The organism is Clostridium sp. AF34-10BH, from assembly GCF_003478095.1.
In the GTDB taxonomy this organism is placed as follows: Bacteria; Bacillota; Clostridia; order Lachnospirales; family Lachnospiraceae; genus Acetatifactor; species Acetatifactor acetigignens.
In genome coordinates this window covers 59,487-73,828 of record NZ_QUEC01000022.1, presented here as the reverse complement: position 1 = coordinate 73,828, position 14,342 = coordinate 59,487, and the positions used below count along the sequence as shown (strand labels likewise).

The window sequence follows — 14,342 nt, the reverse complement described above, 5'->3', positions numbered from 1 at the left end:
ATCGGTCGAGGGCTTGACCAAAGGTTTTGGATAGGAAAAGGATGTAAGTTAGGATATAAAGATTAGATTTCAGTGTTCGGTTTTGAGGGAACAAAATTCCCTTTATAAGTAGCTTGGCAATACACGGAAAATGCGTAGCATTTTCTTAAATGGCTTTGCTACGCAAAGACATTTTCCTCGATAGCTCAATGGTAGAGCACTCGGCTGTTAACCGAGTTGTTGTAGGTTCGAGCCCTACTCGGGGAGTTTTTTTATCAGATACATTAGATACGCCAAGCGGCGATAACACGCGGCTCCATGGTCAAGCGGTTAAGACATCGCCCTTTCACGGCGGTAACACGGGTTCGATTCCCGTTGGAGTCATCTGATCTCAGATCAGTCCCGAAAGGGTTGCGGACCTTTAGCTCAGTTGGTTAGAGCAACCGGCTCATAACCGGTCGGTCCTGGGTTCGAGTCCCCGAAGGTCCACTGAAAGCAGTTCCATTTCATAAGATAAATAATAAATATGGCCCAGTGGCTCAGTTGGTTAGAGCGTCGCCCTGTCACGGCGAAGGTCGTCGGTTCGAGTCCGATCTGGGTCGCTAAAGATTTTCATTAATCTTTATGGGGTCTTAGCTCAGCTGGGAGAGCATCTGCCTTACAAGCAGAGGGTCATAGGTTCGAGCCCTATAGGCCCCATTTTTATGTTTGAAATGAAGAAAAACGTCTTTATGCGTATGCATAGAGGCGTTTTTTGTGTATACGATGAGCCAAGTACAGATTTGTGCTTGCACAAGAATCTGTATTTGGAGGAAAATAACTGTTTTGGAATTATTTGTATTTATGGCACATTGACGAAAAACGAAAGAATAGCTATGATGGAGTAATACAAGTACCGGGAAGGTGGGGAAAATAATGGAGCAGCGCATTTTGCAATATCGAAAACAAATAGATGAGTGGCTTCAGAAAATGGAGCAGAGAGCGCAGACATTATCACAGGACGGCGAATACTCAACGCAAGCGATACAGAGACAGTCGGATACACAGAAAACTGATACAGAGAAAACGGATACTGAGGAACAGACTATGCAGGAAATGGTTCAGGACAAGCTTCAGGAGCATCTGGTGCAGGTGGGATTTTTTCAGCATGAGCGCCTGATCCATCTGATCGTTACGGTGACTTTTGCGTTGTTAGAGATGCTGGCGATTGTCTTAAGTGTGATCTCTGACAGCCTTTTTACCTTATTACTCCCGGTAGTGATCCTGATCCTGCTGATCCCGTACATCCGTCACTATTATATTCTGGAGAACGAAGTGCAGAAAATGTATGTGCAGTACGACAGGATGCTTAGATTACAACGTAAGGTAGGCGGTACCGGCGAAGGAAAGTAAGGGGAAAGTATGGAGATTTATAGCAAAAATCATAAAATAAGAATATTTGCCATAACCATTCTGACAGCGGCAATTTTTCTACTTACCGGCTGCGGTCAGTCGGAGGAAACAGTCTATCAGATTCCGGAGGATAAAAAACTGATCGTATATACTGCTCATAAAGAGGAAGTATATGAACCGATCATCAAAGAATTCGAGGAGCGTACAGGGATTTTTGTGGAACTCAAGGCAGGAGATACTTTGGCACTTTTTGATGAATTACAACAGGATGCGCCTGGTACCTTTGATGTCATGTTCGGTGGCGGTATTGAGAATTTTGAGGAGTGCAGAGACTATCTGGAACCTTATAAGGTCAGCGAAATAGATCAAATTGCGGAACAGTATCGCACGGAGGGAGATGCCTATACGCCCTTTTCTGTGCTGCCGACTGTATTTATCTATAACAATAAACTGGTCTATCCCGTAGCGGCTCCCAGAACCTGGGAGGAATTGCAGACCGATCGTTGGAAGGGAAAGATTGCGTTCGCAGATCCCACGAAATCCGGCAGTAGTTATACAGCACTCTGCACGATGCTTCAGGTATCGGATCAGGATGCGCAGAAGACTTTGGAGGACTTTACCGGTGCACTGGATGGTTACCTGTCGCCCTCATCTGTTGCAGTGCTGGAGGAAGTCAATGCCGGTACCAGACTGGTAGGTATTACCACGGAGGGAATGGCGAGACAGAAGATTCTGGAAGGTGCAGATATTACGGTGATCTACCCCACGGACGGCACCAGTGCCATACCGGATGCCACAGCAATCGTCAAGGGCGCAAAGCATATGGAAAATGCTAAATTATTTCTGGAATTTACCGTCAGTAGTGATGTACAGAGACTGGTGGAGGAAGCCTTTTTCCGGAGAACTGTCCGCAATGATATGGAAGAGTATGCAGCACCGGAGCAGACAAAATTAAAAACGATCGATTATGATATTCATTGGGCTTCTCAGGAAAAGGAAAAAATTCTGAACACATGGGAGACGTTACAGGGGAGAACAGATGAAAAAGTGGATTAAAAAGTCGTTTCACAGACAGTTGCTGGTCTGCTTCGGTGTAGTTGCGTTATTGCCGTTATTGCTTTTTGGGGTATCCCTGATCCAGACTATGGAGACCAAGATCAACAGCGATTATGAGAAAAAAGTAACAGAGCAGGCGGAACAGATAGATGCTGGCATATTGGAATTGTTTCAGGAGTTCGAGACGGTAGTGGAGAATATAAATGCTAACACCCGGATCGTGGACCAGATAGGTGAAGATGACACCTGGTCGAAGAGCAAGATTTACCTGCAATTCTACCGGGAAGTGACTGATTACAGAGAATATGCCCAATTTGATCTGTATGATAAAAACGGAAAATGTATTTACACTACGGCACAGGGAAGTGCCAAGAGGGATCTGCCTGTATACTGGGGCATCCTGAAAGCAGTCGAGGATAGTAAAGAGACGCTGGTGCTGCGGCGTGCAGATACTAATGACAGCAAGATTTTATTGTATGCAGCTGGTAAACTTATGGGAAAAGACGGTATACCGGAAGGTTATATTGTGATCAGCATGCGCGCAGAAAATTTTGAAAAAGTGCTTCATGATAAGGGAAATGCCAAAGCGGAGGTAGCAATCATGGACCCCTTCTGGAGAACCATTTATGATAATGGTAACCTGCAGACAGATCAGATCCGTCAGGAACTGATGAGTGGTCATAAATTGTTGGGGGTCTATCGGGCAGGAGAATTGTTGATCCAGCCCTTGGGAGAGAGTGGTCTGTATACTGTGATGGCGTGTCCCAGTGTATTTTCCAGGGAAGTTCTAAGTTCCATGTACCGCGTACTGACGGTGATGCTGACCATCAGTGTATTGCTGTGTGTGATCGTAGCATCCCGTGTGGGGCGGAATATGACGAAACCCATTGAACGGATGAATACTGCCATGCGTACTCTACAGGAGGGAGATCTGAGTGTAAGAATTGCCTCCGACAGGGAGGATGAATTGGGACAAATGTCCCGGAACTTTAATATCATGGCCAATGAGCTGGAACAGAGTGTGCAGGATAAGGTGGAGAAGCAGAAGGAACTGAATGCCTCCCATATTGCCATGATGCAGGCACAGTTAAATCCCCATTTCCTGTATAACACACTGGACACCATGAAATGGGTGGCGAAAGCCAACCATATCCCGGAGATCGCTACCATGGCGGCGGGACTGGCGAAGATCCTTAGGACCAGTATCTCCAAGAGACAGTTCATCTATCTGAAAGAAGAACTGGAACTGGTGAACTGTTATGTAGATATCCAGAAGATCCGTTTCAATGATAAGTTCTTGTATGCCGTGGATCTGCAAGAGGGACTGGAAGAGTGCGTGATCCCCAAGCTGATCATACAGCCCATCGTGGAGAACTCGGTACTACACGGATTAAAGGAGAGTGAAGAAGGAAATATCCTTGTGCGGATCACAGAACAGGAAGATGTCCTGTGTATTGAAGTAACCGATGACGGCTGTGGCGCTCCTGAAGAACGGATGGATGCCATCAATCACAGAAGACAGGAGCAGCTGGTGGGGCATATCGGAGTATCCAATGTGGACACGATCATCCGGCTGACCTATGGGGAAGAATACGGCATTCATATGGAGAGTCTTACCCCAAATATCGAAAACACTATGGACGGACAGCGAACAGAAGAGGAAGGCGAAGTCCACGGCACGAAAGTGACATTACGGCTGCCGGTAAGATACGGAGAAGCTTGAGAAACCGATACAGAGCAACGGACAGAGAGGAATTTTTACCGGATAGTGGGGAATATGCAGAAAACGGGAAGAAATAATGGAGGGAGTAATAAGATGTACAAAGTGATCGTGATCGATGATGAGATGCTGGTGCGCAGAGGTATTGTGATGGAGACGGACTGGCAGGCACTGAACTGTGTCGTTGTGGCGGAAGCCGGCAATGGGATTGAAGGACTGGAAGCCGTGCGGAAATATCATCCGGATCTGCTGATCTGCGATATCCGTATGCCCAAAATGGACGGTATCGAAATGCTGAAGGAACTGCGGGCAGAAGGCAATGATGTCAGTGTGATCTTTTTAACTGCTTACAGTGAATTCTCCTATGCGCAGAGCGCCCTGAAATTATTGGCCAGTGACTATCTGTTAAAGCCTTTTGGAGACGGGGAACTGGAACAGGCAGTGAGCAATGCACTGGAGAAACGTAAGAGGACACAGGAAAAATTGGAAAACAGCAAGGAGGAGCCGCTTCCCGAACTGGTCTTAAATAAAGGCGATAAGAGCAAATATGTCATGGCAGCCGTAGACTATATTTCCGCTCATTATGGGGATCCGGAACTATGTGTGGCCCAGATCGCAGAGCACCTGGGGATCAGTGAAGGACATTTGAGTCATACATTCAAAAGGGAGACGGATTATACGGTGGCGGCATACATTACCAGAGTGCGTATGCGTACTGCCATGAAACTGTTGAATGACTGCCGGAATAAGGTGTATGAAGTCGCAGAACAGGTAGGCTATCGTGATGTTGCACATTTTTCCAGCAGCTTTAAGCGGATTGTTGGTGTTACTCCTTCCGAATACCAGGATAGAAGCATGTAAAGATACAAAGATGCACAAAAGAAACGACAAAATAACTGAAAAACTATACATAGTATCAGAAATATTAAAATAATAACAGTTTTGCCTTATACAAATTGCTGAATTCCCAACGTATAATAGAATCATCAGAACGGAAGTGGGAAATATCCCATTCCAAGTACGTGGACCATGAAGGGTTATACAAACTATATGTTTCAAGGGAGGACAGCATATGAAGAAAAGAGTAGTATCGTTACTTATGATCTGTGCACTGAGTGTTGGTATGTTAGCCGGATGCGGCAGCAGCGAGACCCAGAACCAGGCAACTGGAAGCGCAGATAACACACAGACAGCCGGAACCGAGACGGTGGCAGAGACCAAGACCCCGGAGGTAGCCGACGACGCAAATCTTACTGCAACTCAGCAGATCATCAAACAGGCAGAAGGAATGACCATGGAGGAACTGGCACAGAAGGCCATCGAAGAATCCAACGGCAAGACCTTTTACGGTGTAGGTAATTCCAGCCGTGGTAAAGCAGCACTTCCTCTGTTCATCGAGTATCTGCAGTCTATTGATCCTTCTTACAGCATGGAATTTGACTGGCAGCAGCCTAAGAACAACAAGATCTTTGAACAGCTGACCGCTGATTCCCTGAAGCCGGAAGGAACCTTCGCAATGACCCTGATCCAGGATGGTAATCAGATCGAATCCAAGATGACACAGACCGGAATACTTGATACGTTCATTCCCAAGGAATGGGCAGAGGCTAACGGAACCACACCCGATGCGGTGGACGGTTATCTGGCATTACAGACGCTGAATAAGGTATTCGAATACAACTGTACCGGAGATAAAGTATATGACAACTGCTGGGACTTCGTAGCGGAAGGAACTCACGCATTGTTCATGGATATTGATTCCGAGGTTGTAGGTAAGAATTTCCTGTACATGCTGACCGAAGACAAATACGCAGCCATGTTAAAGGATGCTTTCAATGCATTACCCGCTGATGAGCAGGCTTACTTCCAGCCCACGATTGATGAGATGGAATCCGAGGCAAATGATTTAGGCTTAGGAGCTGATGGTAAATATGCCCTGGCATGGATCAAACTCTGGGTAGGCAGCTACAATGCCCAGACCGATGACGGACCTATCTGTAATACACTGGTATCCGATTCTGCTACCGATCAGTGTGGACTGTTAGTATACAGTAAACTGCGCTCCGTAGAAGAATCCGCAGGTGTATCTGTGAACAATATTAAGGTTGCCGCTTATCAGGATGATTATAAGGGAATCGGCGGATACGGTTACTGCCATTATCTGTTTGTTACCGATAACAGCCCGCTGCCTTGGACTGCATGTGCTTTCATCGCATACATGACCTGTACGGAAGACGGCTTCAGCGCATGGGGCAAAGACATGGGCGGTTATTCCGCTAACCCTGAAGTGGCAAAGGCAATCGAAGCTACCTATCAGCACAGCACCGGCGGTAATGATGAGAACGGTAATGTTGTATACGAGAGCAAGAATGACAGAGGCTTCGACTGGTGGTCTACCGATGGCGAATTGGTGCTGGAAGATCCTGAGTACTGTGCATCCGTATCCTTCACGGTAGGAAGCTGGATCGAGCTGTTACCGAAGTATACTGCTGAGTGATATATGATATAAAAAAGTGACTATTTGTCCTGTCAGAATAAGAAAATCTGCTACATCATGCCTGCATGTAAGTAGCAGTTTTCTTATTCGCAGGGGTGGATGGTTTACAGGGCCAAAAGCTTGTATTGGGAAGAGAGGTTAACCATGAATCAGAGTGCCACAAAAAAAACAAGCAAGATGGTGATTGTTCTGAACAAGATCAAGACGTATTTCTCCAAGCCACAAAATATCATTCTGCTTCTGTTTGGTATCGTACTTACTTTTACCACAGTGGCGCCGATCGTGGCAATCGTCGAGGATACCTTCAAGATCCATCCGGGCACCATCGATGCACATCTTACCGGAAAGGCAAGCGGGTATTCCGTTGCCAACTATGCGGATCTGTTCACCAGTAAACTGGCGAGAACAAATCTGTGGACACCGCTGTTAAATACCGTGCTTCTGGCAGTATTTACCTGCCTGATCTCCATTTTGTTCGGCGGCTTGTTCGCATTCTTAATTACGAGGACCAATTTAAAATGTAAAAAATATTTAAGCTCTATTTTTATTTTCCCCTACATCATGCCCCAGTGGACACTGGCTGTGGTATGGCAGAATGTGTTCAACAGTAATGCAGTCACCGGAACCTCCAACGGACTGCTGGCATCTCTTTTTAATATTACGATGCCAAAATGGTGGTGCTTGGGATTGTTCCCCAGTGCAGTGGTATTGGGACTGCATTACGCCCCCTTTGCCTACATCCTGATCGGCGGTATCTTCCGCAACATGGATGCCAATCTGGAGGAAGCAGCGACGATCCTGGATACACCGAAGTGGAAGACCATGTTCCGCATTACCTTACCTATGGTAAAACCGGCGATTCTTTCCACGATCCTGCTGGTATTCGGAAGCGCCATGGGAAGTTATCCCGTACCGCACTACCTGGGACTGACAACTCTGTCCACCAAGTATATCTCCATGAACTCCAAGTATACCGGGGAAGCCAGTATTCTTGCCATCATCATGATGATCTTCGGTGTGGCGATCCTGTTAATGAACCAGATGAGCTTAAAGAGCCGTAAGAATTATACGACGGTTACCGGTAAATCCGGACAGATCTCCAAGATCAACTTAGGAAAAGTCGGGAAATATCTGATCGCGGTCATCCTGATCGTCATCACCTTCTTCACCAGTATTTTCCCGATCCTGTCCTTCGCACTGGAGACTTTCCTGCCGAATCCGGGAGATTACAGTTTCCTGTACACCATGGATTCCAGCGCGCTGACCACCAAGTGGTGGCTGACAGATAACAACGGAGCGGGTGCTCTGTACGGACAGCCCGGTATCCTCCACAATCCGCTGATCTGGAGAGCATTCAAGGGAACGATGTTAGTCGCTGTATGTTGTGCTCTGATCGCAGGTACGATCGGCACCCTGATCGGTTATGCAGTATCCAAGAACCGGAGAAGCAAGTGGGCAAATTACGTCAACGGTGTGGCATTCCTGCCGTACCTGATGCCGTCCCTGGCAGTGGGCGCAGCTTTCTTCATCCTGTTCTCCAATGACAAGATCAACCTGTTCAATACTTACACATTGTTGATCATCGCAGGCGTGATCAAGTACATTCCTTTCGCCAGCAGAAGTGCACTGAACTCCATGCTGCAGCTGTCGGGAGAGATCGAGGAAGCGGCCATCATCCAGGATATTCCCTGGTACAAGCGGATGCTGAGGATCATCATTCCGATCCAGAAGTCTTCCATTATCAACGGATATATGCTTCCGTTTATGACCTGTCTGCGAGAGCTGTCCCTGTTCTTACTGTTATGTACGCAGGGCTTTATCCTCTCCACGACACTGGATTATTTCGATGAGATGGGACTGTATGCATTCTCCAGCGCCATCAACCTGATCCTGATCGTAACAATCCTGATCTTTAATACTTTAGTAAATAAACTGACCGGGTCCAGCCTGGATGAAGGTATCGGAGGTAAATAACTATGCCGGAAATCAAATTAACACATGTTACAAAACGTTGGGGAAAATTCTATGCGGTAGATGATCTGAGTCTGGATATGGAGGACAATTCCTTTATCACTCTGCTTGGTCCCTCCGGTTGCGGTAAGACCACTACCTTACGTATGATCGCCGGTCTGGAGACCCCTACCAGCGGGCAGATCAAGATCGGAGACCGGGTGGTATTCGATAGTGAAGCGGGGATCAATGTTCCCGCAAATAAGAGAAAAGTCGGATTCCTGTTCCAAAACTACGCACTGTGGCCGAACATGACGGTATACCAGAACATCTCCTTCGGACTGGGAAATATCAAGGAAGAACTTCCCGTGATCGATGAGGAAGCCAAAGCTTTAAAAAGCATGATCAAGGCACTGGAGAATCCGGGAGAGCTGGTAAAACTCATTGAGGAATGCAGAGATAAAAAGGGAAAATTAGACCTGGATATGGTCTATCTGAAGCTGATCGATAATTACACCATTTCTATCTATACTGCAAAGGAGCTGTATAATTACAAACTCCACGAGGCAGCAGACAAAGAAAGTGCATCAAAACAAAAGAAGCAGGAACTGACTGCAAAATTGGACAGCATCCTGGCAGGTCATAAGGAAAAAGGGGAAGAACTTAACGAGAAATTCGAAGTCGTATCCGGTGGCAAGGTAGTAACCAGGGTCAGAAAATATTCCAAGGAAGAGATTGACCTGGCAGTACGCAGAGTATCCCGTATCGTTAAGATCGGAATGTTCATGAATCGTTATCCTGCAGAACTGTCCGGTGGACAGCAGCAAAGAGTTGCCATTGCCAGAACACTGGCGCCGGAACCCCAGGTATTGTTCATGGATGAGCCGCTGTCTAACCTGGACGCGAAACTCCGTCTGGAAATGAGATATGAACTGCAGCGTCTGCATGTGGAGACCGGAAGCACCTTCGTATATGTAACCCATGATCAGATGGAAGCTATGACACTGGCAACGAAGATCTGCCTGATCAACAACGGTGTGCTGCAGCAGTATGAAGCACCGTTGACTGTGTACAGCAGACCCAACAACCTGTTTGTGGCTGATTTCGTAGGAAATCCTTCCATTAATTTTATCGAAGCCAAGGGTGTGCAGAATGAAAACGGCAGCCTGGATGTGACGATCTTAGACGGTAGAAAGGCAAAGTTTGTTCCGAAAGAACATCTGGATCTGCTAAGATGGTTCGCTGAGAGAGATAAGAACGAAGCCGATGAGGCAGCCCGTCACAAAGAGAAAATGCAGGATAAGAAAGCTGTGGAGAAATCCAATAAGGATGAAGTCTTCAAGTATCATATTGCCAGAGTGAACGAGGACGATTACGCACTGCAGGAAGCTCCCGTGATCACCAACGAGGATTTTGTCATCGGTGTACGTCCCGAAGCCCTGCAATTACACGATGGTGCAGGACTGGACGGCGTGATCTACGGTGCCATGCCCACCGGTATGGAATCCACGATTAAGCTTCGTATCGGTGATTTCCTGTTGACCGGAGTAGTCTTTGGCAATACCGCTTACAAGATCGGTCAGGAAGTGAAGTTCGAGATCGGTGGAGAAGATATTCTGTTATTTGACAGAAAAAGCGGCAAACTTATTACAGCCGGCAGACTGCAGGTATAGTCATAAACATAGGTGATTCAACATCTGAAAAAAACGTATCGGAAAATGAGACCAAATGTCTCACTACCGATACGTTTTTGTTGTAATCGAACAAAGATTCGTATATAATGAATATGTCTGCAAAACGAGAGCATCACAGATGCGGTTTTGCGAATGAGATTCTGCATAGTTCCAATCTTTTGAAACAGGTGCTACAGGGTTAATGCGGGAGGCAGCAATATGAAAATCATCCATTGTGCGGATATCCATCTGGATTCCAAAATGAGTGCAAATCTGACCAAAGAAAAAGCGAGAGAACGCAAGACGGAATTGCTGACTACTTTTCAGAATATGGTTACCTACGGGGCAGAGCAGGGCGTGGCGGCGATCATAATCGCAGGAGATCTGTTCGATACGAAAAACGTATCCGCTACCGCCCGGAATGTGGTAAAAGACTTAATTCAGGGACATCCCAAAATAGCTTTTTATTACTTACAGGGGAATCATGACGAAGGAAGCTTTACGTCCGGTCTTTCGGAAATTCCGGAGAATCTTCATCTATTTGGGAACAACTGGACAAGCTATGAACTTTCAGGGACGGAGAATACTTCCGGTAAGGGAGTTGCGGTTACCGGGGTGGAACTGACACCGGAAAACAGTGGAAGCATATATAATACGCTGTCACTGGATGTGGATCAATGCAACATTGTAGTCCTGCATGGGCAGGAATCGGAATACAGTGCGAGAGATAAGGCGGAGATCATTCATCTGACGGCATTGAAAAATAAGGGAATTGATTATCTTGCCCTGGGACACATCCACAGCTATAAGCAGGAGCGTCTGGATGCGAGAGGTGTCTATTGTTATCCCGGCTGTCTGGAGGGCAGAGGGTTTGATGAATGCGGAGAGCATGGATTTGTGATGCTTGACATTGATGAGCTGACAGGTACAATTGACAGTACGTTTATTCCTTTCGCATCCCGAAAGCTCTATACCATCCCGGTGGATATTACCGGTTGTGAATCCACGACGGAAATCATGGAACGGATGAGAGCCGAGACAGCCGGGAAAGGTTACCCGGAGAAAAGTCTGATCAAGTATGAACTGGTCGGGAAAATAGATGTGGAAAGTGAAAAGGATATTGACTTTCTGTTACATCAGTTCAGCCACCTTTTTTATTTTGTGAAGATTAAGGACAGCTCTGAGTATCTGGTGGATTATGCTGCTTTTGCAAAGGATAAGTCCTTAAAGGGAGAGTTTATCCGTACTGTCATGGGCAGGGCAGATCTGCCGGAAGAGGACAAGGCGACAGTGATACATTACGGATTGCAGGCACTGGCCGGAGAGGAGATCCTGGACGCATGAAACTGATCAAATGTCACATTGAGAATTTCGGAAAACTAAGTGACTTTACATATGATTTTACAGATGGCTGCAACACCGTCTGTGAGGGAAACGGCTGGGGAAAAAGCACACTGGCAGCATTCTTACGCGTTATGCTGTTCGGATTCCGGAATGAAGGGAAGAGGGACCCACTGGAAAATGAGAGGAAGAGATACAGTCCCTGGCAAAAGGGCGTCTATGGCGGAGAACTGCAATTTGAAAGTGAAGGAAAGCAATATTCTGTCCGCAGAACCTTCGGAAGTAAAAGCGCAGAAGATGAATTTCAGCTGACAGATACGAAAACAAATCTGCCATGCAGTGATTTTACACAAAATCTGGGAGAAGAGTTGTTCCGGATCGACGCAGGATCCTTTGAACGAACGATTTTTATCTCACAGAATGACTGCGAGACCTTTGTTACGGACGGCATCAATGCCAAAATCGGGAATCTGGCGGAGAATACGGACGATATCAATAATTTTGAGACAGCGGACAAGCGGTTGAACGATCTGTTAAACAGCATGTCACCCTCTCGTAAGACCGGATCGCTCCGTCAGAGCAAGGACCGCATTACGGAACTGAAGACGCAGATCCGTAACGGGCAGGAGATACACAATACGATGGAAAGTATTGATACCCGGAAAAAGGCAGCAATCGAGGAGAGAGAAAAGCTTTCTGCGGAACTGACAGAACTGCAGGAGAGACAAAAGGAACTGGGAATTTATAAGGATCAACAGGCGAAAAAAGAGAAGTACCTGGATCTGCGTGCAAAAATGGCACAGAGACAGCAGACTTTAAAAGAAGCGGAAAGCTATTTTAACGGCGTGATACCAAAAGGGGAAGAATTACGCGAAAAAGCAGCCGTCTGCAATCAGGGGATTTCTGTCCGCAAGGCAATGGAAATCTATTGCCTGACAGTGGAAGAACAGGCGCAGTTAAAAGATAATTTCCCCATGGTGGACAATGCCCGGCTGGAAGAAAAATATGCTGAGGCACAAGAACTTGAGAGCCTGGAAAGTACGATAAGAAAAAATGCCCTGTCAGGGGAAGAGAGCAGACGGTTAGAGGAGCTTTCCGGATATTTTGCGGAAGGAATGCCACAGGAGGCGGAGATCGACAGTGTAAAAAATGCCTGGACGAACCGCAATGAAGGAAAAAGTCTTCTGCAGGCGAAAGAAATACAGCGGAAAACCCTGCAATCCATACAGGCACAGGAAGATGCCAGATGCTTACGGGAGCAGGAAGAAGCAGGTAAAAGGAAAAAAATACTATTGCTTTTTGGCATTCTTTTATCGCTTGGCGGTTTTGTTGTGATCCTGTTGGGACAGGGAGTGATCGGAGGAGTCCTGATCGTACTGGGAATTGCAGCTGTGGCAGCGGCACTGTTGTTTACAGCAGGCAGATCCAAAGTCCAAACGGGAGAAAATACAGAGCTTTCCTATTTGGAACAGGAAATGGAAGAACTTGAGGCACAGGTCCGCATAGAGGAAGAACAGATTGATGATTTCTGCACTCGTTGGGGACTTCGGGAAGGACTGGAACTGACCTCCTGGCTTGTGGAACTGCAGAATAAGAGAAGAGATTACGAGGCACTTTTGGAGCGGCAGAAGCAGGACGGATCGGATGAAAAGACTGCGAGAATTGCCGCATTGCAGAAAGATTTGCAGCAGTTTTTTGCAGAATACGGAGAAGTACCGGAAACACAAAATTATCTTGCGGCATTGCATGAACTGGCGGGAAAGTGCAGACAGAGACAGCTTTTACTGGAAAAACAAAAGAAATATTTACAGCAAAAGCAGAAATACGAAGCGCTGGCAGAACAGGTAAAAAATTATCTGATGTCGTTGCAGCTGATTCCGGAGGAGCACCCGGAAGAACAGCTGGCCGAACTGGAAAGTCATAGAAAGGATTATGAGAAGGAGTTACAGGAATATCGGAGAATCGAGCAGGAGATAAAAGCGTTTGAAGAGAAAGAGGACATTCCGGCACTTCTGGCACTGAAGATCCCGGAGGGAGAGGAATCCCTGGAAAGTCTGGCAGATGAAATGCAGGTCCTTTCGGAGCGTATGGAAGAACGTTTTCAGACCATTGACAGCTATCAGAAACAACTTTCCGACTTACAGGAATCCTGGGATACTGTGGAAAATATGCAGGAAGAGCTGGAAGCGTTGCAGGAGAAGACAGAGGAAGGACTCAAACAATATGAATTGCTTGGAATGACAAAAAATCTGTTGGAACAGGCAAAGAGTTCGTTCACTGCGAAATATACAGAACCTGTCATGCAGGGGTTCCGGAAATATTACAGGATGCTCACGGGAACGGAATGCGAAAATTATCAGATGGATGCCAATACCAGATTAAAGGTGATTGAAGGAAATATGCCCAGAGACATCGGATACCTGAGTCTGGGCAACCGTGACCTGATCGGTATCTGTATGAGACTTGCTTTGGTGGAAGCCATGTATGAGGAACAGAAACCGTTTTTGATTCTGGATGACCCTTTTGTGAATCTGGATGAGAACCGGACCAAGGGAGCAATGCGGTTCCTTACAGAGATCGCGAAAGAGTATCAGGTGATTTATTTTACCTGCCATGGCAGCAGGGAATAAGGGAAGGCTGTAGTTTATATTTGTAGAATCAACCGATTCTGAGAAATCAGACGGTAGAGATAAGAGATATACATAGACTACAAAAGAGAAAGGGGTACTTGTAT

Annotated in this window: 9 protein-coding genes and 5 tRNA genes; all 14 read left to right on the top strand. The window is 46.5% G+C overall.

Features of this window, described 5'->3' with window-relative positions; translation table 11 throughout:
- The first annotated feature begins 174 nt into the window (after nucleotides 1-174).
- A tRNA-Asn gene (locus DWZ61_RS13995) sits at nucleotides 175-246 on the top strand.
- 45 nt (nucleotides 247-291) lie between these two features.
- A tRNA-Glu gene (locus DWZ61_RS13990) sits at nucleotides 292-363 on the top strand.
- A 31-nt stretch (nucleotides 364-394) separates the two neighbouring features.
- Nucleotides 395-468: transfer RNA gene (locus DWZ61_RS13985), tRNA-Ile, on the top strand.
- Nucleotides 469-507: 39 nt separating this feature from the next.
- Nucleotides 508-581 (top strand) — tRNA-Asp (locus tag DWZ61_RS13980).
- 24 nt (nucleotides 582-605) lie between these two features.
- Nucleotides 606-678, top strand: a tRNA-Val gene (locus DWZ61_RS13975).
- Between the two features lie 216 nt (nucleotides 679-894).
- Nucleotides 895-1,371: a hypothetical protein gene (locus DWZ61_RS13970; protein ID WP_118539212.1), complete on the top strand. Its 477-nt coding sequence runs from the start codon at nucleotides 895-897 to the stop codon at nucleotides 1,369-1,371.
- A gap of 9 nt (nucleotides 1,372-1,380) precedes the next feature.
- Complete coding sequence (locus DWZ61_RS13965) at nucleotides 1,381-2,427, top strand: extracellular solute-binding protein (protein WP_118539210.1); 1,047 nt, start codon at nucleotides 1,381-1,383, stop codon at nucleotides 2,425-2,427.
- The gene (locus DWZ61_RS13960; RefSeq protein ID WP_118539208.1) at nucleotides 2,411-4,150 is read left to right on the top strand and encodes a sensor histidine kinase; all 1,740 of its coding nucleotides are present in this window, start codon (nucleotides 2,411-2,413) and stop codon (nucleotides 4,148-4,150) included. Before DWZ61_RS13965 ends, DWZ61_RS13960 begins: the two co-directional genes overlap by 17 nt.
- Before the next feature lie 93 nt (nucleotides 4,151-4,243).
- Nucleotides 4,244-5,008 (top strand): response regulator, encoded by a 765-nt coding sequence (locus DWZ61_RS13955; RefSeq protein ID WP_118539206.1) that lies wholly within the window; start codon nucleotides 4,244-4,246, stop codon nucleotides 5,006-5,008.
- Between the two features lie 211 nt (nucleotides 5,009-5,219).
- Nucleotides 5,220-6,644 carry a hypothetical protein gene (locus DWZ61_RS13950; RefSeq protein WP_118539204.1) on the top strand — a complete coding sequence of 475 codons (1,425 nt, stop codon included), beginning with the start codon at nucleotides 5,220-5,222 and terminating at the stop codon, nucleotides 6,642-6,644.
- Between the two features lie 144 nt (nucleotides 6,645-6,788).
- Nucleotides 6,789-8,618 (top strand): iron ABC transporter permease, encoded by a 1,830-nt coding sequence (locus DWZ61_RS13945; protein ID WP_118539202.1) that lies wholly within the window; start codon nucleotides 6,789-6,791, stop codon nucleotides 8,616-8,618.
- Nucleotides 8,619-8,620: 2 nt separating this feature from the next.
- Nucleotides 8,621-10,267 (top strand): ABC transporter ATP-binding protein, encoded by a 1,647-nt coding sequence (locus DWZ61_RS13940; protein ID WP_118539200.1) that lies wholly within the window; start codon nucleotides 8,621-8,623, stop codon nucleotides 10,265-10,267.
- 219 nt (nucleotides 10,268-10,486) lie between these two features.
- Nucleotides 10,487-11,611, top strand: a complete 1,125-nt coding sequence (locus DWZ61_RS13935; protein WP_118539198.1) for a metallophosphoesterase — start codon at nucleotides 10,487-10,489, stop codon at nucleotides 11,609-11,611.
- On the top strand, nucleotides 11,608-14,238 hold the full coding sequence (locus tag DWZ61_RS13930; RefSeq protein WP_118539196.1) for an AAA family ATPase: 2,631 nt from the start codon (nucleotides 11,608-11,610) through the stop codon (nucleotides 14,236-14,238). The genes DWZ61_RS13935 and DWZ61_RS13930 overlap by 4 nt, the downstream gene beginning before the upstream one ends.
- Nucleotides 14,239-14,342 lie beyond the last annotated feature (104 nt).